This window comes from Psychrosphaera sp. (assembly GCF_982872775.1).
In genome coordinates this window covers 1-22,071 of sequence record NZ_CEYNSH010000047.1, presented here as the reverse complement: position 1 = coordinate 22,071, position 22,071 = coordinate 1, and the positions used below count along the sequence as shown (strand labels likewise).

Below are 22,071 nucleotides of genomic sequence, written 5' to 3'. Positions count from 1 at the left end.
CCTGGACGAGTCGGTGATGTCAGTTGCTCGGCATATTGCCACAATTCGTTTTCAACGGTCTTTTTACCTGGCCAACCTGATACCGCAAAAAAACGAGTCAGTACTCTTTTTACGTTACCATCTAAGATAGGGTGATATTGGCCATCGCCAAGTGATAAGACCGCTCCCGCAGTGGAGCGCCCAACTCCAGGTAAATCCAGGACTTGCTCAAACTGAGTTGGAAACTGGCCATTATAATCATCTCTTACTTTTTTGGCGGCTTTGTGTAAGTTTCGAGCTCGAGCGTAATAACCCAAACCAGTCCACAAATGTAGAACTTCATCCTCATCGGCGTTAGCCAAGTCCACGACCGTTGGAAAGCGATTCATGAATGTCTCGAAGTATGGGATCACGGTGGTGACTTGAGTTTGCTGCAACATAACTTCTGATAACCAGACCTTGTAAGGTGTCACATTTTGCTGCCATGGTAGATGTTTTCGACCGTGTTCGTCGTACCAATTGAGCACTTGATTTTGAAACCATTTGGCTTGAGTAGCCGAGTTTGAATCTATTTTGGACACCATTTTTAATACAACAACCTATAATTTAATCATCGTGCTCGAGGAGCCACACTATATCAAAATAACAACAGTCAGCGGAATACCTTGATAGTGTGAGCCCTGTATAAGATAATGCGCGGCTAATTTTATCCCAATTTTAATTCGTTAAAGCAGATAACAAATGACAGATCAAAACCAAGATGCCATTGAAAAAGCCAAATCAGAAGGTAAATACATTCGTACCATCAAAAGCTTTGTAAAACGCGAAGGACGTTTGACTAAGGGCCAGCAAAAAGCTCTAGATACCTACTGGCCAACGATGGGCTTGGATCATTCAGCCGAATTACTCGACTTTAATAAAGTCTTTGGCAACGACAATCCGGTTGTATTGGAGATTGGTTTTGGTATGGGTGCATCACTCGTTGAAATGGCAAAAAACGCACCGGAGAAAAACTTTATCGGTATTGAAGTTCATTTACCTGGTGTTGGAGCGTGTTTGGCAACGGCCCACGAAGCTGGAGTCACAAACTTACGTGTTTACAACCACGATGCCGTTGAAATTCTTCGCGACTGTATTCCTGACGAGTCTTTGAGCACAGTACAGTTGTTCTTCCCAGATCCTTGGCACAAGAAACGTCACCACAAACGTCGTATTGTTCAGCCTGAGTTTGTTCAAAACCTTAGATCAAAATTAGCGATTGGTGGTGTTTTCCACATGGCAACTGACTGGGAAAACTACGCTGAGCACATGATTGAAGTCATGGACGCGGCACCTGGTTTTACTAATATTGCCGCCAAAATCAACAGCGCGGAAAACCAAGATAGTATATACGTCGAACGACCTGATAGCCGCCCTTTAACAAAGTTTGAACAACGTGGTCATCGTTTGGGTCACGGTGTTTGGGACATCATGTTTGAGCGAGAAAGCTAACCAATGGCTTCTAACTCTCAAGGTCATATTTTTGCAGAAAACCAAGTTATCGAGCGCAATTTAGACCACTTGCCTGCTGGTAATATTTTATTAGTCGATGCTTTGCCTGATGACGCCCTTAGAATTTTTAGCGAAGCGCGTCCCGACATCAACTGGGTGGTATACACGCCCTTTGCTGATACTTTTGAGACTCTGCAACGCAAAGCCGAATCGATTCCAACAGTGACATCGATTCACACTAGCGCTTGGCTAGCCACCTCAGATGTTAACGAAATCAAGTTTGATGCTGTTTTTATTTACTTCCCAAAAGCCAAACAACGTTTTGACTACTATGTTTCTATGGCAAGTCAGTTGTTAAAAGAAAATGGTAGCTGGTACGCAGTCGGTGAGAAAAAAGGTGGAATTAAAGGCTGTGAAAAAATCTTAAAACACTTCTCATCTGGTATTAAAAAAGTCGATGCGGCACGTCATTGTATGCTCTTTAGTGGCGTGTTTAACAATGAGCCTTGCAACAAAACAATGGATGACTGGTTTAGTACAACCGAGCTGACTATAGACTTTAAGCCTAGTAAGCACTCACTACTAGAGAGAGGGATTTCTAGCATTACACTTCAGTTAGCATCATTACCTGGTGTATTTAGTGCCACGCGATTAGATTCTGGTACCGAGCTTTTATTAAAAGAAGTACACAACTTAAAAGGTCACGGCCTCGATTTTGGCTGCGGTTGTGGAGTGATTGCAACAACTTTAGCCAAAACTCAAGATGTCACTGTTGATGCATTAGATGTCGACGCATTAGCAGTAAGAAGCACTGAGCAAACGTATGCTTTAAATGGTATTGAAGGCCGTGCAATTCATGCCAATGGTTTATCTAAACTAAATGCTGTACCAACGTATAAGTTTATTGTCTCTAATCCACCATTTCACACGGGATTAAAGACCGACTATTCAATCGTTGAAAACTTTGTTAAAGATAGCAAACCACGCCTAAAAATGAATTATCAAATGTGGATAGTGGCAAATTCATTTTTGCCTTACCAAGACTGGTTTGCTAAGTTTTTAAAACCAGCAACAACGGTTGTAAACAACAAACGATTTAGCGTCTACGTCATTAAATAATCACCCGAGGGTTCTGACTGTTTAAATCCGCCGTTTGTAAACAGGGACAAGGTTATGGTTAATGCGTTATTTGTCGTTTCAGAGCTCGATGGTTTAGTTAAAACGGGTGGCCTCGCAGATGTCGCGCGCCACCTTCCTACTGAACTGAAAAAACAGGGCACAAACACAGTCATTGCCCTTCCTCATTATCAGGTTTTATCGTCTAGACTTACCGAGTTAAGCAAACAACCGGGCTTCCCAGCACCTCGTCTTGTTAAAGATGTCGAACTTACCCTTCCAAGTAATGATCAGCACAATCACTTATCCGTTCGGGTCAAAGTTCACGCTTTTAAACTCAATGAGGTTGATGTTTTAAGTTTTGAAATTAATGACTTTTTTGCCCGAGACGGTCTATACGATACTGACTACCAAGCTTTTGCCGATAATGGGATTCGCTTTGGGTTATTTAACTTTGCCGTTGTCCAAATGTTCGCTTTGTACAGTGAAGAATTAAATTTTCTACCAACCATCATTCATTGTAATGATTGGCAAACGGGACTTGTCCCCTTGTTTGCCAAGCGTTATCTACCTCATCAATGCCGCACCTTAATTACCATTCACAACGGTGCCTTTCAGGGTATCTTCGAGCATACGCAATTAACTGATTTAATGCCCTCTATCCTGCAAGCTAAACAAGGGCTCTCGCATGGCGAAGTGGATAGTAATACGCAAACGGTTAATGAGGGAAGCTCGCAAATCAACTTCCTAACTTGCGCGCTTGAATATGTCGATAAAATCGTTGCAGTAAGTCCAAATTATGCGACTGAGCTCTTGTCTCCGCTTGGCTCTCACCAGCTTCAAGAGAGCTTTGTTCGTTTTAAAGATAAACTTATCGGTATATTAAATGGCTGTGATTATACAGACTGGGATCCGAGTAAGGATAAGTATCTCATTGAGCATTTCTCACTCCAAGACCGCAGCAACAAGCTCAAAAACAAACAAGCAATTCAAAACTGGGCCGGACTTCCCATTGATAAATCCATTCCGTTGTTTGTCCAGGTCAGTCGCCTAACGCATCAAAAAGGGATGGATTATTTAATTCCGAGCTTAGTCGATGTACTTGAACACCCTATTCAAGTCATCATTATCGGCACAGGCGACCCTAAATACACAGACCAGCTTCAAGAGTTAATGTTACACCATCCGACCAAGCTGTTTTTCTTTAACGGCTTCACTGAAGAAATTAATCACCGAGCAATAGCTGGTGCTGACTTTTTTCTAATCCCATCTTTATATGAACCATGTGGATTGACCCAAATGCATTCTTTAGCATTTGGTACATTGCCGATAGCGCGTAAAGTAGGTGGTTTAGTGGATAGTGTAATCGACATAAACGATGTGAATGGTAACGGTATTTTATTCGAACAACCCGAGGTAGCCTCACTTTCTTCTGCTATTAGAAGGGCCCACTTGCTCTACATTACAAACCAGCGCAAGCTCAATGATGCTCAAACCCATGCCATGGAAATCAAATTTTATTGGCATCGTGCCGCTAATAGTTACCAATCTCTTTATAAGCAACTATTATCTATATAAGCAGTTATTAATACTACAAAATTACTCTCTGTTTTAATTGCAAAATGACATCAAAGCAGTAAGGTATTATTTGTATACGGATACAAGTTATACAATACAAGTCATTTAAGACCCCAACAAACAAGGAATTTGTTTAACTAGATGGCAAGAAAAAACGCAGTTGTTTCTTTGAGCACTACAGTCTCCTCGGCAATTCTTATTGTCGGGCTGTTGACGTTAACCCTTTCTATGGGGCTGACGAGCTGGGTGCACAGTAAAGAAATTAAGCAAGAGTCGACGCGTCTGATCCATGCTTTAGCCGATGTATTGGCATTTAACGCAGTGGCGCCGATTACTTTTGATCAGCGTAAAGGGTTGCAGCGCTTTTTAACGACCATTAAAAGTATTGAAGATGTCGAAACTATTCATATATATAAGCGAGACGAAGCGACAAATAATTTAACGTATTTTACTAGTTTTGACCGAGAAGACAGCCTGCCTTTGCCTGAACAAAGTGAACGTTTAAATGACTTGGCCTCCCCTGTTTTTCAAAATGATTATGTCGAATACGCAGTCCCAGTGATAGACAATACATCGAATGAAGAATTGGGATACGTATACCTTCGACTTAATCTAGATAAATATCAAGAATCGATAAATACTCAAATCAAATACACCTCCGCAATTGCTATTTTGGTGTCTGTTCTAGCGGTACTTCTCGCTTTTGCCCTCAGAGGCAGAATATTAAAACCTATTGATAACTTTGTTGATGACATAGAAAAAGCCACTAAAAGAAAAGATTTTGATTACCAACTAGAGCCAACAGAATTTAGAGAAGTTCAAATTGTCGCTGATGCGGTCAATGAATTGTTAAGTAAAATAAACCGGCAAATCATCCGCTATTCTGCCGCAGAGGCTGAAATTAAAGAGTTTAACCAGAACCTTGAAGAAAAGGTCATATTGAGAACCCAAGCCCTAAGAGACTCCAATCAAGAGCTACTCGATGCATTAGAGCAAGTTCACCAGTATCAATCACAGGTCATTCAGTCTGAAAAAATGGCCAGTTTGGGCCAAATGGTGGCTGGCGTTGCCCATGAAGTAAATACTCCTATCGGTCTAGGTGTGACAGCATCGACAATGTTATCCGACAAAATAGACGATATTGCCCACCAACTAGAAAAACAAACGCTAACTGCTCCACAATTGACTAAGTTTTTACAGGAAAGTAAAGAAAACACTCAAATCATTTACCGCAACCTAACCCGTGCAGCAGACTTAATTAGCTCATTCAAGCAAGTAGCGGTAGACCAGACTGCTGGCTCAGTCCGTAAGATAAATATCAAAGAATATATCCACGAGGTTATCACCTCAATGCAACCTACTTTGAAAAAATACCGCCACCAAATCGAGGTAGAGTGCGAGGATGAAACTTACGTTACCACCAAGCCAGGACCAATTAATCAGATAATTATTAACATGATCATGAATGCCATTATTCACGCATTCAAAAGTATGGAACAAGGTACAATCACAATTAAAGCTTCGGTCAAAAACTCGACCTGTTACCTGCAAATAAAAGACAATGGCTGCGGCATCGAAGAAAAAGTCAAACAAAAGGTGTTTGACCCATTTGTCACCACCAATCGCGGTGATGGTGGCTCAGGACTTGGGCTGCATTTAGTGTATAACTTGGTGACCCAAGCCTTAAATGGAAAAATTAGCGTTCATAGCGAAGTAGGTAAAGGCGCGCAATTTAACATCGAGTTTCCTTCAAACTTGGAGGAGCGACTGTGAAACTTTCATTATTATCCCGTACCGTTTTAAGTATGCTGCCGAAAGCCGTCGTCTCTACCTTATTTTTGGGTGCCAGCTTAATGCCCAATGAAGTGCCCGCGGAAAAACAACTCCCCTTGCCTACCCCTGCTCACGTTCCTGCCACTGAAAAGTTTACAAATGAGGCACGTGCAGTTAGCCAGGTAAAAGCGATGGTGGTAGCCAGGCTCGATGATCTATCTAACGCAGACTTAAGCTCTTCGGAACCATTACCATATACTCCTGAACAGCGACTCACTGCTGCACTTATATACAAGCTGACCTCATTTGTGGACTTTCCTACACCGTCTACGCCGACAGTAATTTGTTTTGTTGGCACCAGTAGTTTGGTGATTGGGGAGATTTTGGAGACAAAAATTCAACAAGGCATGTTAAAAAAATCAGTAGAAGTGATAAAAGATCCTGCACTGAATAACTTAAGACCTAATCAGTGTCACATTGTTTATATCGCTCCAACATCTAGGTTACAAAAAGAAATAGTAAGCAAACTATCCAGAAATGCATTAACCATAAGCAACAATGATGATTTTAAAAACCTAGGACATATCTCAAGCATTACTTTTGTCGATGCCAGGCCCATTATTTCAATCAGTAAATTCGCTCTCAAACAGTCCAACGTCGAACTTCATAGCCAACTACTCAACTCAATTACAGTAAAACCTTAGTGGCTAGCTCATACCCTCTAAATGAGCAATAACGATAGTTTTTACCGTTTATGTTTTGACTACCATTTACAGACGCCGAACGAGGTTGTTTTTTAACTTTGATTTGATGACCTTGACCAAGCTCAATGTGTTTAAGTGTGGCAACATTGCCGCCAGTCGAACACAACATATATAACGTTTTGAAGAAGTTATCCGATTTAAATGCTTGCCCGCCCTTTACTACAGACTGACCGTAGTGGCTCGAGCTATATTTCCAATCAGCAAAATCTATTGTCATTTCTGTTAGGCTTATCATGGCACTATCGCCAGGAGTTAAATAGTTCATTACCACTTTTTCAGATTGCACTGGAACTAACGTACTAATTTTAATTGCCTTATTATCAAATAGGCTCACACCACCTTCACCGGTGACTGAAATAGTTAACGTGTCGTCCTTCTGAACAATCTTTGCAATAGTTCGACTATCTATTCCGATTGCATAAGCCGGGCGGCTTTGCGTGATCAATGATAAAAGTCGACCTTGGTTTCCTTTGTTACTGAACTCAGTATCAAAAATGATGTTGTTAAATAGCCCCAAATTCAAAGTGCCTGCGGTATTGTTCGGTGGTGTTAACATAAGTGCAGTTTGGCTAGGGTTTGGATAACTCCATGTCTGATTTGCCGACATAAAAGATATCCCTTTAAGAAGCGCCGTGTGACTATCACCAGATATTAACGCGCCAGCTCTTTCTCCTTTGTTAGAAAAGGCATGAACAGCGCCACCATTTGCGGCAATTAACAACTTACCTTTATTGTGCTTTTGCAGTATTTTTTGCCATTCTTTACTCGGCTCACCGTTTCCATTCGTCAAGGCTAAACCAAGTGTCACGGGGTTATCACCCCAAAACAACACGCCATCAGCCTCATCAATAAGCTCCTGGTTTTCATCTGGATTAAGACAATGGTCTAACGATTGTTCTTGAAGTTTAGGGTATATCAACCCGCGATTAAAACGCCCCATTACTTCCGCTCGAAATTGATCTAAACGATTACAAGCCTGCTCTCTTTTTTCTTCATCCAAATTGTCCACTATTCTTTGTGAAATAGCGCCTTCAAGTGGAAGCCACTCTGCATTTATATCTAATTGGTCAAATGCATCGATGAGCCAAACGACATCCTCAAATACATCGGAATTCGCCGCGGTGACAATTAACAAATTATCACCGTTGAGTTCATCTACCACAGAGCGAAGAGCTCTGACGGAAAAATCATCTTCAGTGTGCTTAAGAGATACTTCTTTCGTTTTCGCTGTCGATGATTGCAAAAATCGTTTTTGTTTTGGAATAGACTCTAAGTGATCAAGAACCAGTTGCCATTGACCATGTGTCAATTGACGAAATGTCGTCGGAATTTGTTTTAGCGCAGCCACCCTAATATCACTTTCCGACAATCCTGTTCTTTTTGGCAAGCGAGCAGGTTGAGACAAAAATTGAATTAGCTTTTTGAGCGATGCGGATTGATATTGAGGGAAAGCCTCGATCGACTTTGACAGTTCTGCTAACTGTCGGCCATTTAAATCGTATTGCTTTTTGCTAAAGGCATTATCGCTGAAAGCTTTTTTATTAGTACAATTCGTAACTTGGTCGCTTCTACATATATTTAAATCACCGCCAATTAATACTTTTTGCGCGGCCTGAGTTGGCTGAATTAACAAGGCCATCAAACTCAGCGCTACACTAATAATGTGACAAAATTTAAATTGAACCATAGCGACACTTCCCTTGTTCAAAAATCCCATATATAAGTCATTCGCCGATAGAATGGGCATTTAGTGCGAGATGACAGAGATTAAGATAACGATTAAAACTATTACTATTAGTTACCCTACCACAGTTATAGATAATTACAGAGTTTGAATCAAATATTCAATTAGAATCCATACTTAAGTCTAAACTTTAATGCTCTGTACTCTTTTATATGCAAAAAGGTAAATCCATATAGCGAAATCCTCAGTAATAAAAAGTCGTAATTAGTTAATTTAGAAGTTCATTTGTGGTATAAATTGACCGCATAAACAAACAGACTGTCGTCAAATTATTTTTTAATAGCCCTCTCTATGAAACACGAGGGCTTTTGTTGTTGATACACGGAGAATCCATGCCAGCGAATATGCCAGACATTGCAAACCAAGCGAAGGCTCAGACTGAAGGTGTTCTTGATTGGGTAGGCATGAGTAATATTGAAATGCCAATCATGGTCGAAATGCAAGGTGACACGAGACCTGTGTCTGCTCTAATTGAAGCATTTGTTGACCTCAAAGACCCTAAGGCCAAAGGCATTCACATGTCGAGGTTGTATCTAATGGTAGATGAGCTGTCTACACAAAGCGCCCTTAGTGTAAAGAATTTAAAAACGCTCTTAGCAGGCTTTGTAAGTAGTCACGAAGGCATCAGCGACTGCGCCCAGATAAAGTTTGATTTTGATTATCACATGCGTCGAAAGTCTCTAATCAGTGGTAAATTAGGTTGGAAGGCCTACCCTGTCACAATCACTGGACAATTGATCAAAGGCCAAGTTGATATCGAGCTTGCCGTAAAAGTACCATACTCTTCAACTTGCCCATGCTCAGCGGCTCTAGCAAGGCAGCTGATTCAAAACCAGTTTACAGAGACATTTGCTGGCCAAACAGAAATTAACTCAACAGACGTTTTGGACTTTTTAGGTTCAACTGATGGCATTATCGCAACGCCGCACAGTCAGCGCTCAATCGCCGATGTAAAAGTGAAACTGAATAGTGATTTGACCGACTTCCCGATTGTCGACTTAGTTGATGCGATTGAACATGCTCTACAAACTCCGGTTCAAGCAGCGGTCAAGCGTGAAGACGAACAAGAATTTGCGCGTTTGAATGGTCAAAACCTAATGTTCTGTGAAGATGCGAGCCGTCGAATCAAGGCCGCGCTTAATGGTCAAGAAAGCATGATTGATTTCTGGATTCGCGTAAACCACTACGAATCTCTTCACGCTCATGATGCTGTTGCTGTCGCTAGTAAAGGTATTGACGGCGGCTATACCAATCACGCATTTACATAACACTTTCAAATAGCAGGCCTAAAGGTCTTGCTTTTAATTGAATTAAAAGCAAGGGTTGTTTAGTCACTATTAACGAATAAAAAGTCGCTCATGCGGCTTTTTATTTACTTATAAAAAATTACGTGTCTTATCAACATTATTCCCTCATACGGCTCCCACGCCAACAAACCTCCCCAACAAGAAATAAAATTCCATCTAACGTTGAAAATATGCACTAAAATGAACATTACAGCGTAATTCTCATCGCTCAACAGTAATTCAGTTACAGAATTTAGAGTATTAATACTATTTTTTACTTGAATTATTGCACCAGTATGGTTAGTTTAATTGCACCAAAATGAATATTTATTCACTACCAAAGGGTAAAACCTGACTGTTCACTTTGAATTTATTGATTCAAATGAAAACAGGAATCTTTGAGTAGGTTTACGCTGACAATAACAACAATAAAGACAATAAAGACAAAGTGACTCTGTGTTAGCGGGTTATAAAGGAGACGATTTTGAAAGCGATGATCTCTACGTCGTGCCAGGGGCTTGAACAACAAGCACCGCCACGCAAACTTCACGATGAACGTTGGGTTAAGGATAACTGTGGATTTGGCTTGATTGCTCATCTAGAGGGTGAAGTGAGTCATAAAATAATCCGCACCGCAATTACCAGCCTAGCGCGAATGCAACATCGTGGTGGCATTTCGGCAGACGGTAAAACAGGCGACGGTTGTGGACTGCTAATGCAAAAGCCTGATGGTTTTTTCAGAGCAATCGCAGAACAAAACCAATGGCGACTTGGTAAAAAATATGCCGTCGGAAATATTTTCTTCAATACTGACCCCACTCTCGCGCAACAAGCCAAACAAATCATCGAACAAGAACTCAACCAAGAAACCCTACAAATTGTCGGTTGGCGTGACGTTCCTATTAACACTGACGTATTAGGTGAGATTGCCAAAGATAGACTACCAACCATTAAACAAGTTTTTGTCAATGCACCAACGGGCTGGCGTAAAAAAGACTTCGAACGACGTTTGTATATGGCACGTCGTCGCATTGAAAAACAAATGAGTCACGACCCAGAGTTCTATATTCCAAGCCTTAGCTGCTTGGTGACTATATACAAAGGCTTGGTGATGCCTAAAGACTTGGCTGAGTTTTATTTAGACTTAGCCGATATACGAATGCAGACGTCCATTTGTGTTTTCCATCAGCGTTTTTCAACGAATACCTCTCCTGAGTGGCGTTTGGCTCAGCCATTTAGATTTTTAGCGCACAATGGTGAAATCAATACTATTAAAGGCAACCGACAATGGGCTGAAGCACGCCAATACAAATTCCACTCGCCTTTGATCCCAGATTTACAACAAGCCGCGCCTTTTGTTAATTATGAAGGTAGCGACAGTGCTTCGTTGGACAATATGCTGGAGTTGTTTTTGGCCGGCGGTATGGACTTATTCCGCGCTATGCGTTTATTAGTGCCACCAGCCTATCAAAAACATCCGCAAATGGATGAACAGCTCAAAGCCTTTTACGAGTTCAATTCAATGCACATGGAGCCATGGGACGGTCCGGCCGGTATCGTTTTGACCAATGGCCGACACGTTGCTTGTAACTTAGACAGAAACGGTCTGCGCCCAGCGAGATATATTATTACCAAAGACAAGCTTCTGACGTTAGCATCCGAGTCTGGTATTTGGGATTACAGCCCAGACGAGGTTGTCGAACAAGGCCGTGTTGGTCCGGGTGAAATGCTCGCCGTCGATACCTATACGGGTAAGATTTGGCACTCTGATGAAATCGACTACGAACTTAAAGAACGCCACCCTTACAAAGAGTGGCTCGATGGTCATATACGTCGTTTGACTCCTTTTGAAGAAACTGACGCCGCTTTGATTGGGACGCGTTTGTTTGACGATAAAACCCAAGCAACCTACCACAAGTTATTCAACTATAACTTTGAAGAAATTGAGCAAGTCATTAAGGTTCTGGCTACCAATGGCCAAGAAGCCACAGGCTCAATGGGTGATGACACACCAATGGCTGTGTTATCCCAAACGGTTCGCAACTCATACGACTACTTCCGTCAACAGTTTGCTCAAGTTACTAACCCGCCAATTGACCCGTTACGCGAAGCCCATGTAATGTCGTTAGCGACTTGTATTGGCCGAGAGCAAAACGTATTTGCCGAAACCTCAGGTTATGCGGACAGAGTTTTGTTTGACTCTCCAGTACTTATGTACACGGATTTACAACAGCTCAAAGAGTTTGATCAAGAGCATTATCGTAGCGAGACGTTTTCACTGTTCTATTCTCCAAGTGAATTCAGCTTAAAACAAGCCATCGAAGACTTGACCAAACAGGTCATCGAATCGGTCAAAAGCCAACAAACCGTTATCGTGATTTTGTCGGACCGTGGTTTACAAAGAGACAAATTACCTATTCCTGCACCACTTGCTGTTGGTGCGGTTCAACAAGCGTTAGTTACGGCGCAACTGCGTTGTGATGCCAATATGGTAGTAGAAACGGCCAGTGTTCGCGACTCTCACCAGTTAGCAGTTTTGGTCGGCTTAGGTGCAACTGCGGTTTATCCGTATTTAGCCTATGAAACGGTCGAGCAATTCGTTGAAAACGGTACGATAAAACACGATGCAAAAACCGCTCTGACAAACTATCGACAAGGCCTAAACAAAGGCTTGCTTAAAATTATGTCGAAAATGGGAATTTCGACCGTCGCCTCATATCGTTGTTCAAACCTATTCGAAATAATCGGTTTTAATGACGATATCATGCAACTTTGTTTCCCACATTTAGTCAGCCGTGTAGGTGGCGCTAGCTTTTCTGATATTGAAAACGACCAAAAGGCCCTATCAAAGCGCGCATGGTTAGCAAGAAAGCCAATTAATCATGGCGGTTTATTAAAATTTGTTCACGGTGGTGAATATCACGCTTACAACCCGGATGTCGTTCAGCAACTTCAAGTAGCGGTAAAATCGGGTGATTACAATGACTACGCAAAATACGCCGAGACCGTTAACAATCGACCAGCGGCTCATTTTAGAGATTTGTTAAGTCTTAAGTCGCAAACAGGAATCGAGTTAAGTGAAGTAGAAGATGCTATTGCGCTTTATCCAAGGTTCGATTCAGCAGCCATGTCCATAGGTGCATTAAGCCCAGAGGCCCATGAGGCATTAGCCATTGCGATGAACCGTTTAGGAGGTTTCTCAAACTCGGGTGAAGGTGGTGAAGATCCACGTCGATTTGGTACGGAGAAAAACTCAAAGATAAAACAAATTGCCTCGGGCCGTTTTGGTGTAACACCTCACTACTTACGTAATGCAGAAGTATTGCAAATAAAAGTAGCTCAAGGCGCAAAGCCAGGTGAAGGCGGTCAGCTTCCTGGAGAGAAAGTCAGTGCCGAAATTGCCAAACTGCGTTTTAGTACGCAAGGCGTGACTTTAATTTCACCGCCACCACATCACGACATTTATTCAATTGAAGACTTAGCGCAATTGATCTTCGACTTAAAACAAGTCAATCCAAATGCGTTGGTGTCGGTTAAACTCGTTTCAGAGCCTGGTGTCGGTACGATTGCCACCGGTGTTGCTAAGGCCAACGCTGATTTAATCACAATTTCTGGATTTGACGGCGGTACAGGCGCAAGCCCATTAACCTCGGTCAAACACGCCGGTAGTCCGTGGGAGCTCGGTTTAAGTGAAGTTCATCAAGCACTCGTAGAAAACGGCCTTCGCCATAAAGTTAAGTTACAAGTGGATGGCGGACTTAAAACAGGTCTAGATATTATCAAAGCTGCAATTTTAGGTGCAGAAACCTTCGGGTTTGGTACAGGTCCTATGGTAGCTCTGGGCTGTAAGTACTTACGTATTTGTCATTTAAATAACTGTGCGACCGGTGTGGCGACACAAGACAACTTATTACGTGAGCGCTACTTTGCTGGCTTGCCAGATATGGTTGAAAACTACTTTAAGTTTATTGCTCAAGAAACACGTGAGTGGATGGCCAAGCTTGGCGTGACACACCTCAATCAATTGATTGGTCGCACTGATTTACTCGAAGTACACGAAGGCACAACCGACAAACAAAAGAACTTAGACTTAAGTGGTTTTATAAACTCAAGCTCAGTCAAAAATGAGCACCCTTTGTATTCGACAACGCCGAATACGCCGCTCGACCCGGCTAACCTGAATCAGCGTATCGTTAATGATTGCCAAACGGCTGTTGCTCAAAAAACAGGTGGTGCGTTTTTCTATCCGATTAAGAATACCGACCGCTCGGTGCCAGCTCGACTATCGGGCGAAGTGGCACAACGACACGGTAACCAAGGCATGGCGACTGATCCAATCCAGCTTTCTTTCTCCGGCACCGCCGGACAGAGTTTTGGTGTGTGGAACGCCGGTGGTATTCATTTACACCTGACTGGTGATGCCAATGACTATGTCGGTAAAGGTATGACAGGCGGCAAGATCATTATTCACCCTCCTCACGGTGTTGCGTACGAAAGTTACAAGTCAGCCATCATGGGTAACACCTGTTTGTATGGAGCAACTGGCGGTAAGTTATTTGCTTCTGGTTGTGCTGGTGAACGCTTTGCTGTTCGTAACTCAGGCGCAACAGCAGTCATTGAAGGCACAGGTGAAAATGCTTGTGAATACATGACAGGCGGTGTTGTGGTCATTCTCGGTAAGACAGGCATTAACTTTGGTGCCGGTATGACTGGCGGCTTTGCGTATTTGTTAGACGAGGATGGTCAATTAGGCTCTCGTCTAAACCCAGGTCACATCGAAGCCTTGGATATCACTAACGATTTACATGTCGAAAACCTTCGCGGTCTTATCAACGATCATTTTGAAGCGACACAAAGTGCGCGTTCTCAACAAATTTTGAGTGAATTTGATCAATGGTTACCTAAGTTCAAATTGGTAAAACCCAAATCAACGTCCGTCGAAATGCTACTTGGCCACCGCCAACGCTCCTCCGATGAACTTAGAATTGAAGCGATGTAGGAAGTAAGGACTGACATTATGGGACAGAACGTATATCAATTTGTCGATGTTCAGCGCATCGACCCAAAAAAACAACCAATCAAAATTCGCAAATCTGACTTTATCGAGATTTATGAACCAATGCAGGCCGCGCAAGCCGAGGGACAAGCAGACCGTTGCTTGGATTGCGGTAATCCGTATTGTGAATGGAAATGCCCAGTGCATAACTACATCCCGCAGTGGTTAGCACTAGCAAATGAAGGCAAGATAATAGAAGCAGCAGAGCTCTCTCACCAAACTAACAGCCTCCCTGAAGTCTGTGGCCGTGTTTGCCCTCAAGATCGCTTATGTGAAGGAGCCTGCACGCTTAACGATGACTTTGGTGCGGTAACAATCGGCTCAATCGAAAAATACATCACTGATAAAGCGTTTGAAATGGGTTGGCGTCCAGATTTATCTGACGTTGTCCAAACCGATAAAAAGGTGGCCGTTATTGGTGCTGGTCCAGCTGGATTGGCTTGTGCCGATGTCCTTGCGAGAAACGGCGTCAAAGCAGTTGTTTATGACAAATACGATGAAATTGGTGGCTTGCTGACTTACGGTATTCCGGCATTCAAATTAGAAAAAGACGTTATTTTAAATCGCCGACGTATTTTTGAAGGCATGGGCATTGAGTTTGTCCTTAATACTGAAGTTGGCAAAGACATCGAACTACAAACCATAATTGATGAGCACGATGCCGTCTTTTTAGCGGTAGGTACTTATCAATATTTAAAAGGTGGTTTTGACAATGAAAACGCCCCTGGTGTTTACGAAGCGCTCCCTTATTTGATCAGTAATACAAAATACATCATGGGCAACGCATCAGAGCGTATCGATTTTAACGGCAAAAAAGTTGTTGTTCTCGGCGGTGGTGATACGGCAATGGACTGTGTCAGGACAGCAGTACGTCAAGACGCGGAGTCCGTTGTTTGTGCCTACCGACGTGATGAAGAAAGTATGCCAGGCTCAGCCCGTGAAGTGCAGAATGCCAAAGAAGAAGGTGTTGTTTTTGAATGGAACGCTCAGCCAATTGCGATTGAAGTCGACGACAAGGGTCAAACGACTGGTGTTCGGTTTATTAAAACCCAGCTAGGTGAGCCTGATGAAAACGGCCGTCGCCGACCAGAGTCGATTCCTGGCAGTGAATATACACTCGACGCAGATGCAGTTGTTATGGCCTTTGGCTTTAAGCCGCTTAACCTTGAATGGCTCAGTCCATTTGGGGTCGAACTGACACCTTGGAATACGATTAAGGCTGGTAAGGGAAGTCAGTTTGCTTATCAAACCACACACCCTAAAATCTTCGCAGGCGGCGATATTGTCCGCGGAGCTGACTTAGTTGTTACAGCTATTGCCGAAGGTCGCGATGCTGCAGAGGGCATGTTGGACATGCTAGAGGTTTAATCGAGACAGTATGAGCTTTAGATGAAAACGATTTATTGGTTATTAACAACCCGTAGTTCGCAATTCGTTTAATAAGTTACAAAAAAGCCAGCTTTAAAGCTGGCTTTTTGATAATTGGCTTACCGTAGCAGTCCGCCTAATAGACTATGATTTTCCTCTGGGAAAAATCAATACTTTCGAGGTCATATCAAAACCGGAACTACTTCTTCATGCCTTTGGCATTGATAGCTTTCATCGTTTCTGATGCTGCGCTGTAAAGTAACTCTTCGCTTAGGCGCACATCGTAGTTAGGATTAACGTATTGGAAGTGCACCATGCCTTGTTGGTCAATGATGTATACCGCCGGTACTGGCAGTGCCACTCGAGACTCACCTTCAAAATCAATGAAAGGCACGCCTAAACGGTCGCGGTACATCGCTTCTGTTTTCTTATCTAGGAAAAACGCTAGACCCATATTTTTCGCTAAGTCCATTTTTGGGTCAGCCAATAAGGTATAGGCGATCTTTTCACGGGTTTGTTGTTCTTGAATGTTTTTATTGCTATCTGGTGAAATTGCGACGATTTGGTAACCCAAGAACTCAATCGACTTTTCAACCTTCTTAAGACCTTGCAATTGAGCATTACAATAAGGACACCAGCCACCGCGATAAACCACTAATACTGTTGGCTTTTTGGCAAATAACTCAGCCGTCTGAATTGGATTTTTGTTTTTATCTTCAATCAGCGTGTCCGGTACAATCATGCCCGGTAAAATAGGTGCTACTTTGTAGGCACTTTCTGCAATACCTGATGCGTCAGTTAGTGCAGCTTCTGAATTTGCAAAACTAGGCATAGATAAAGCGGCTGTCATTAGAGTTACAGCAGTGAATAAAGCGTTAACGATTTTCATAAGTCCTCTTTGAATAATTTGGCTTGTTAACAAATGTCTCAATGTATTTTGTGTACAGGACGTTTGTGATTTTAGCTCAATAAAAAAGTGCACCTCGTAGGTGCACTTTCGGGTATTCATAAAGACCTGAACAAGCTTAAAAGTCTTTCAAAAAACTCAACTTTTTTATTCGACGTTTTCAGCAGGAATGCGATTAGCAATAAACTCGCGGATTTCAGACTCTAGCTGCTCGACGACATCGTCATTGTCGATGCGTTTTTTCTGGCGTTGACCATTGATATAAAAGCCACTGCGTTTGTTCGCACCCGCAAGGCCAATATCCGAGATCAGCGCTTCACCAGGACCGTTAACCACACATCCGATAACAGATACCGTAATTGGCTCAACAACGTCTTCTAATCGCTCCTCAAGTTGATTCATGGTATTCACCACATCAAACTCTTGGCGAGAACAACTTGGACAAGCAATAAAATTAATACCGCGTGAGCGAATACCAAGTGACTTAAGAATATCAAAACCAACTTTAACTTCTTCAACAGGATCCGCAGCCAATGAAATACGAATTGTATCGCCAATACCTTCGGCTAATAACATACCCAAGCCCACTGCAGATTTAACTGCCCCCGAGCGGAAACCGCCAGCTTCTGTAATACCAAGGTGTAATGGTTGGTCAATTTTGGTCGCTAATAATCGGTATGCGCCAACCGCAAGGTGAACATCAGAGGCTTTAACACTCACTTTAAAGTTGTGGAAGTCGTGTCGTTGTAAAATCTCAACGTGACGCATTGCAGACTCAACCAGCGCTTCTGGTGTTGGCTCGTGATACTTCTCTTGAATGTCTTTTTCAAGAGAACCACCGTTTACACCGATACGAATTGGAATGTTCTTTTCCTTCGCAGCATCAATAACAGCCTTGATACGCTCTTCGTTACCGATGTTACCTGGGTTGATTCGCAAACAATCAACACCGTATTCAGCGACTTTGAGCGCGATGCGGTAGTCAAAGTGAATATCAGCAACTAAAGGAATCGTTACTTGCTGTTTGATTTCACGAAACGCTTCAGCCGCTTCCATCGTCGGTACAGATACACGAACAATATCAGCACCAGCATCTTGAATACGCTTGATTTGCGCAACCGTTGCTTCAACATCAGTGGTTTTTGTGTTTGTCATTGATTGCACAGCAATAGGCGCATCACCACCTACTGCTACATCACCCACCATGATCTGGGTGGATTTACGTCTTTTTATCGGGTTTTCACCAAACATGATTTTTCTCTTTACAGGTTTGCGTCAACTTCAAATCGCGCTACGCGATTTTTCGGCAAGTCTGACATATCAAACGGGCTTCCATTTACCCAAATTTTTACGCCAGCTGGATTTCCTAATAATACTCTAAAAGGCCCTTGAGCGTTCAAAGACATTAAGTACCCAGCAGGCTTATTACCAATTGCGATTCGCTCGTCAAAAGCATCATACACTTCGACCCAGCAATCGTTTTCAAATTCAAATTCGACCTTCATAAAATCTTCAGGATCGGCTTCACCGTTATCAGCAAGCAAGCGTTGTTCAGCATCACTTAATACAACCGGAGCCTGCTCGTCAGCGGCTAAATCAGCACTGTCGTTCTGCTCTGGAGAAACACCGCTAATTTCGTTAGTTTGCTCAGGCAACGTTGCAGCGTTTGTCATAGACGAGTTAGGTTCAGAAGACACATTGCCGCTCGTTGTATTTTCATCTACTGAGTTTCTCGGTGCAGAACTCTGTGAAGGCTCTGTCTTGTCAGTATTTACTTCTGGGTCAGTCGCACTGTCTTGAACCATTAACTGACTTTCACCAAGAGTTGTTTCAGGCTCAATTGAATTTGCCTCTAACTCAGTCGTCGACTGGTCTTTATTCTGACCACTCCCATTTGTTTCTGTCAGAGAAGTAAGCTCACTGGTTTGTTCAGCTAACATCTCTGCACCCTTTGTTTGTACCCACCAAGCCACTAAGGCGATGCCTAATACCGCCACAATAACCCAAGTAATAATGGTCAAACGACGCTCAATACGCTTGCGCTTGCTGCGCTTTGAGAAAGAATGCATTTTCATGGCATCTGGGCTACTTGCTGCCATCGAATCGATTTCTTTAAGAACAGCAGACTCGGCCACACCAACCTTTTTGGCGTAGGCACGAATGTAACCTCGTACAAATGTTTCTGGTAAATTCGTCGGTAGCTCATCGGCTTCAATTTGCTTAACGACTTTCAGGGGCACTCTTATTTGTTCGGCCAAATCTTCAACTGAGACCCCAAGTGCTAATCGAGCGTTTGTAAGAATTTGACCAGTACTGAATTCGGTCGCAACATTTTGCCCTTGATTCGCAGTAGACGCAGCTTCATCAACAGAAGGCGTATCGTTCAATTCTTGGTTTTTGTCCTGATTATTTTTATCTGACATTATTGATACTGCTCCGGATTAACTTTCAATAACTTGGTCCCTGCACTAACGACACCGTTTCTGTCTATTTGGTTCCAACGTTTAAAATCTTCAATATCGATATTTAGCGTACTGGCTATATCAGCAATAGTTTGTTGCTTAGGCGCAGTAAAATACACATTCGGATTTGCAACAAACAAAGTCTGACCAATTTGTAACTTAGACTTCTCTGTCAAATTGTTCCACTTCAATAAAGTGCTTAATTTGACGTTATATTTAGTCGAAATTTTATATAAAAACTCGCCTGACTTAACGGTATGGGTTGGAATGGCTAAGTCTTGTGGTTTAATTTCAAGTGGCTCACCAAACTTTTCAAGTTCGGCCAATTTGGCTGACGTCGTATAAAGCTCTGGCTCTGCCGTTAACACTTGGGTTCCGGCTTTCAACCAACCGTCCTCTTCAAGGTTGTTCCACTTCAAGAGCGTTTGAAGCCTGATATTTTGTTGTTTAGCCACGTCTGACAACAAGGTGTCTGCATTGACCGTGATATAAGGTTGAGGTTTGGCGACATAAAGTTTTTGACCAACCACCATTTCTTTACCACCTAAATCGTTCCAGGCCTCTATTGTTGATACTTTGATATTAAACTTAAGTGATACTCGATAAAGGTTGTCACCTGGTTGAACCTTATAGGTCGGCGCAACCAAGCCTTGTGGAGTCGGTTTAAGATAAGTCCTAGTGTTTTTGGTCGATGCACGGTCATTGACTAACACTGCATTTTTAATTGGTGTTACCAATACTTTCTCTTCTGGTAATGGCTGCTCTTTTGCAATCGCCACCGTCTTTTGAGTTTGAGTTGAGATTTTGGCTTTTTCCGTATCTGTCAGAGGTTTGGAAAACATCTCAATTTTGTCCTTCACATCCTGAACAAATTCAGCTTTTGATGCGTATTCACTGACTGCAGTCGCTACCGTTGCTGGCAGCACCAAACCACCAGAGGTTCGTTGATTGTCTTTTAGATTTTTGGTGCGAATTTGGCGTTCGGAGTCATCAATTTTTTGGTTTCTCGTGACAAGTGATTGGCTTGTTGCAGGAGAAGAACTCACTTTTGAAGAAGTGCTTGGTGACTTGCGGGTAATTCGAATTTTTGGCTCGTTACGCGTTGCTTGGTATTTTATACGCAACTGCTCAAATTCACTGTTAATAACCGTTTTGGTCGTAATGTATTGGGCTTCACGGCTATTTGGGAACTTCTCAACCAACAAGTCAGCGTATTGGTTGGCTTGCGTTAAACGTCCGCGTTTATCTTCAAGAATATAACCCAACAACAAACCTCGAGGGCCAGGTTCAGTAATTCTTGAATAACGTGAATAAAAGTCTAATGCTGAAACAATATCGCCCGTTGCGTATTTAATACCGGCAAGGGACAACAAGTTATTTGGACGTCCTGGATTGTGCTTATACGATAATTCGAAATACTCTTGAGCTTGCAGTATCTCGTTATTGGTTAGAGCACAAATCGCCAAGTTTTCATAACTGTCTGCAGCACGCGTGTACTGTGAAATCGAAATGGCTTTTTTGAAGTAAGTTTCGGCTTTTTCTAACTGGCCTACGTTACACAAGAAAGTACCGTAGTTGTTATGTGTATCAGGGTTCTGAGGTTCAAAATCGATGGCTTTGAGATAGTAAGTCTCGGCGATGTTCATCTCGCCAACCATTTGATAATAATAACCTAAGCTGTAGTTTACATCGGCTCTGGTCGGCGCAAAGTCTAAGGCTTTTTCCAAGTTAAACTTGGCTTGCTCGTAGCGATTATTTTCAAGGTAGCTAAGACCCAGAATCAACCGCGTACGCGCCGCTTCCGTTCTATCAAACTCGAAGCTACGTACTTGTTTCTTCGAGTCTATAAATGTTTTTTCCGTAACACAGGCTGTTGTCAAAACAGCACTTATCAGCACAATTAGAATTCGTCCCATAACTCACTTCTTTTGGTTAGTTATTGATGCCTATCTAAACCATTTTGACTGATATTGAATCACCTTTCATCTGTTTTTTTAACATTCGTTTTGTACGGTCGACAACATCACCGACTAACTGACCACAAGCGGCGTCAATATCATCACCACGGGTGCGACGAACGATACAAGTATAGCCCTCTTCCTGTAGGACTTTGGCGAAACGATCAACGCGACTATTTGATGATTTTTCGTATGGTGCACCCGGGAACGGGTTCCATGGAATTAGGTTGATTTTTGAAGGCGTACCGCGAAGCGTTTGTGCTAACTCACGCGCCTGATCCATTGAATCATTGATGCCGTTTAACATGACGTACTCAATGGTGATCTCTTTGTTCGCTGTTGAACCGTCGATATAGCGGCGACATGAAGCCAAAAACTCTTCGATATTATATTTCTTGTTAATTGGTACCAAGATGTCACGCAATTCGTCATTCGGCGCGTGTAGTGATATCGCCAAGGCAACGTCGATTTTTTCTTTTAGCATATCAAGCGCAGGTACAACACCAGATGTACTTAGTGTTACTCGGCGCTTAGATAAACCAAAGGCAAAGTCATCCATCATTAATTCCATCGCAGGCACGACGTTTTT

Annotated in this window: 15 protein-coding genes; 8 read left to right on the top strand and 7 right to left on the bottom strand. The window is 42.6% G+C overall.

The features are described 5' to 3' along the window. Positions 1-563, bottom strand: a 563-nt coding sequence (locus AC4E96_RS12080; protein WP_488034178.1) for an A/G-specific adenine glycosylase, incomplete at its 3' end; no start/stop codon positions are given. Between the two features lie 157 nt (positions 564-720). Between AC4E96_RS12080 and trmB the strand changes: the two genes are divergently transcribed. The 5 genes from trmB (at position 721) to AC4E96_RS12055 (ending at position 6,641) form a co-directional block, all read left to right on the top strand. Beyond that, entirely contained in the window at positions 721-1,470 is a 750-nt protein-coding gene (trmB, locus tag AC4E96_RS12075; RefSeq protein ID WP_488034179.1) for a tRNA (guanosine(46)-N7)-methyltransferase TrmB, read from the top strand. A gap of 3 nt (positions 1,471-1,473) precedes the next feature. Beyond that, positions 1,474-2,589, top strand: coding sequence for a methyltransferase (locus AC4E96_RS12070; RefSeq protein WP_490255990.1), 1,116 nt, complete (start codon positions 1,474-1,476; stop codon positions 2,587-2,589). 54 nt (positions 2,590-2,643) lie between these two features. Further along, positions 2,644-4,164, top strand: a complete 1,521-nt coding sequence (locus AC4E96_RS12065) for a glycogen synthase (protein WP_490255989.1) — start codon at positions 2,644-2,646, stop codon at positions 4,162-4,164. A 141-nt stretch (positions 4,165-4,305) separates the two neighbouring features. Beyond that, positions 4,306-5,937: a sensor histidine kinase gene (locus tag AC4E96_RS12060; protein ID WP_490255988.1), complete on the top strand. Its 1,632-nt coding sequence runs from the start codon at positions 4,306-4,308 to the stop codon at positions 5,935-5,937. Then, a complete protein-coding gene (locus tag AC4E96_RS12055; RefSeq protein WP_490255987.1) occupies positions 5,934-6,641 on the top strand; it encodes a YfiR family protein in 708 nt (235 codons plus the stop codon). Before AC4E96_RS12060 ends, AC4E96_RS12055 begins: the two co-directional genes overlap by 4 nt. Here AC4E96_RS12055 and AC4E96_RS12050 read toward each other — a convergent pair. Beyond that, entirely contained in the window at positions 6,625-8,388 is a 1,764-nt protein-coding gene (locus AC4E96_RS12050; RefSeq protein ID WP_490255986.1) for a type 1 glutamine amidotransferase family protein, read from the bottom strand. The two genes, AC4E96_RS12055 and AC4E96_RS12050, sit on opposite strands and share 17 nt — an antisense overlap. Before the next feature lie 389 nt (positions 8,389-8,777). Between AC4E96_RS12050 and folE2 the strand changes: the two genes are divergently transcribed. The 3 genes from folE2 (at position 8,778) to AC4E96_RS12035 (ending at position 16,155) form a co-directional block, all read left to right on the top strand. After that, positions 8,778-9,713: a GTP cyclohydrolase FolE2 gene (gene folE2 / locus AC4E96_RS12045; RefSeq protein WP_490255985.1), complete on the top strand. Its 936-nt coding sequence runs from the start codon at positions 8,778-8,780 to the stop codon at positions 9,711-9,713. Positions 9,714-10,224: 511 nt separating this feature from the next. Then, the gene (gene gltB, locus AC4E96_RS12040) at positions 10,225-14,730 is read left to right on the top strand and encodes a glutamate synthase large subunit (RefSeq protein WP_490255991.1); all 4,506 of its coding nucleotides are present in this window, start codon (positions 10,225-10,227) and stop codon (positions 14,728-14,730) included. 18 nt (positions 14,731-14,748) lie between these two features. Next, a complete protein-coding gene (locus AC4E96_RS12035) occupies positions 14,749-16,155 on the top strand; it encodes an FAD-dependent oxidoreductase (RefSeq protein WP_488033891.1) in 1,407 nt (468 codons plus the stop codon). Positions 16,156-16,354: 199 nt separating this feature from the next. On the opposite strand, the gene AC4E96_RS12030 is transcribed toward AC4E96_RS12035, so the two are convergent. The 5 genes from AC4E96_RS12030 to AC4E96_RS12010 all read right to left on the bottom strand — a co-directional run. Continuing rightward, positions 16,355-17,044 (bottom strand): peroxiredoxin-like family protein, encoded by a 690-nt coding sequence (locus AC4E96_RS12030; RefSeq protein ID WP_488033890.1) that lies wholly within the window; start codon positions 17,042-17,044, stop codon positions 16,355-16,357. A 165-nt stretch (positions 17,045-17,209) separates the two neighbouring features. After that, positions 17,210-18,313 (bottom strand): flavodoxin-dependent (E)-4-hydroxy-3-methylbut-2-enyl-diphosphate synthase, encoded by a 1,104-nt coding sequence (gene ispG, locus AC4E96_RS12025; protein WP_488033889.1) that lies wholly within the window; start codon positions 18,311-18,313, stop codon positions 17,210-17,212. Between the two features lie 11 nt (positions 18,314-18,324). After that, positions 18,325-19,485: a RodZ domain-containing protein gene (locus AC4E96_RS12020; protein ID WP_490255984.1), complete on the bottom strand. Its 1,161-nt coding sequence runs from the start codon at positions 19,483-19,485 to the stop codon at positions 18,325-18,327. Beyond that, positions 19,485-21,440, bottom strand: coding sequence for a type IV pilus biogenesis/stability protein PilW (gene pilW / locus AC4E96_RS12015; protein ID WP_490255983.1), 1,956 nt, complete (start codon positions 21,438-21,440; stop codon positions 19,485-19,487). Before pilW ends, AC4E96_RS12020 begins: the two co-directional genes overlap by 1 nt. A 34-nt stretch (positions 21,441-21,474) precedes the next feature. Beyond that, the coding region (locus tag AC4E96_RS12010) for a radical SAM protein (protein ID WP_490255982.1) at positions 21,475-22,071 on the bottom strand (597 nt) is incomplete at its 5' end.

Coding starts and splice junctions, on each gene's coding strand:
- pilW (WP_490255983.1), bottom strand. CDS start 21,440: ATGGGACGAATTCTAATTGTGCTGATAAGTGCTGTTTTGACAACAGCC.
- AC4E96_RS12050 (WP_490255986.1), bottom strand. CDS start 8,388: ATGGTTCAATTTAAATTTTGTCACATTATTAGTGTAGCGCTGAGTTTG.
- trmB (WP_488034179.1), top strand. CDS start 721: ATGACAGATCAAAACCAAGATGCCATTGAAAAAGCCAAATCAGAAGGT.
- AC4E96_RS12065 (WP_490255989.1), top strand. CDS start 2,644: ATGGTTAATGCGTTATTTGTCGTTTCAGAGCTCGATGGTTTAGTTAAA.
- AC4E96_RS12020 (WP_490255984.1), bottom strand. CDS start 19,485: ATGTCAGATAAAAATAATCAGGACAAAAACCAAGAATTGAACGATACG.
- ispG (WP_488033889.1), bottom strand. CDS start 18,313: ATGTTTGGTGAAAACCCGATAAAAAGACGTAAATCCACCCAGATCATG.
- gltB (WP_490255991.1), top strand. CDS start 10,225: ATGATCTCTACGTCGTGCCAGGGGCTTGAACAACAAGCACCGCCACGC.
- AC4E96_RS12035 (WP_488033891.1), top strand. CDS start 14,749: ATGGGACAGAACGTATATCAATTTGTCGATGTTCAGCGCATCGACCCA.
- AC4E96_RS12060 (WP_490255988.1), top strand. CDS start 4,306: ATGGCAAGAAAAAACGCAGTTGTTTCTTTGAGCACTACAGTCTCCTCG.
- AC4E96_RS12030 (WP_488033890.1), bottom strand. CDS start 17,044: ATGAAAATCGTTAACGCTTTATTCACTGCTGTAACTCTAATGACAGCC.
- AC4E96_RS12070 (WP_490255990.1), top strand. CDS start 1,474: ATGGCTTCTAACTCTCAAGGTCATATTTTTGCAGAAAACCAAGTTATC.
- folE2 (WP_490255985.1), top strand. CDS start 8,778: ATGCCAGCGAATATGCCAGACATTGCAAACCAAGCGAAGGCTCAGACT.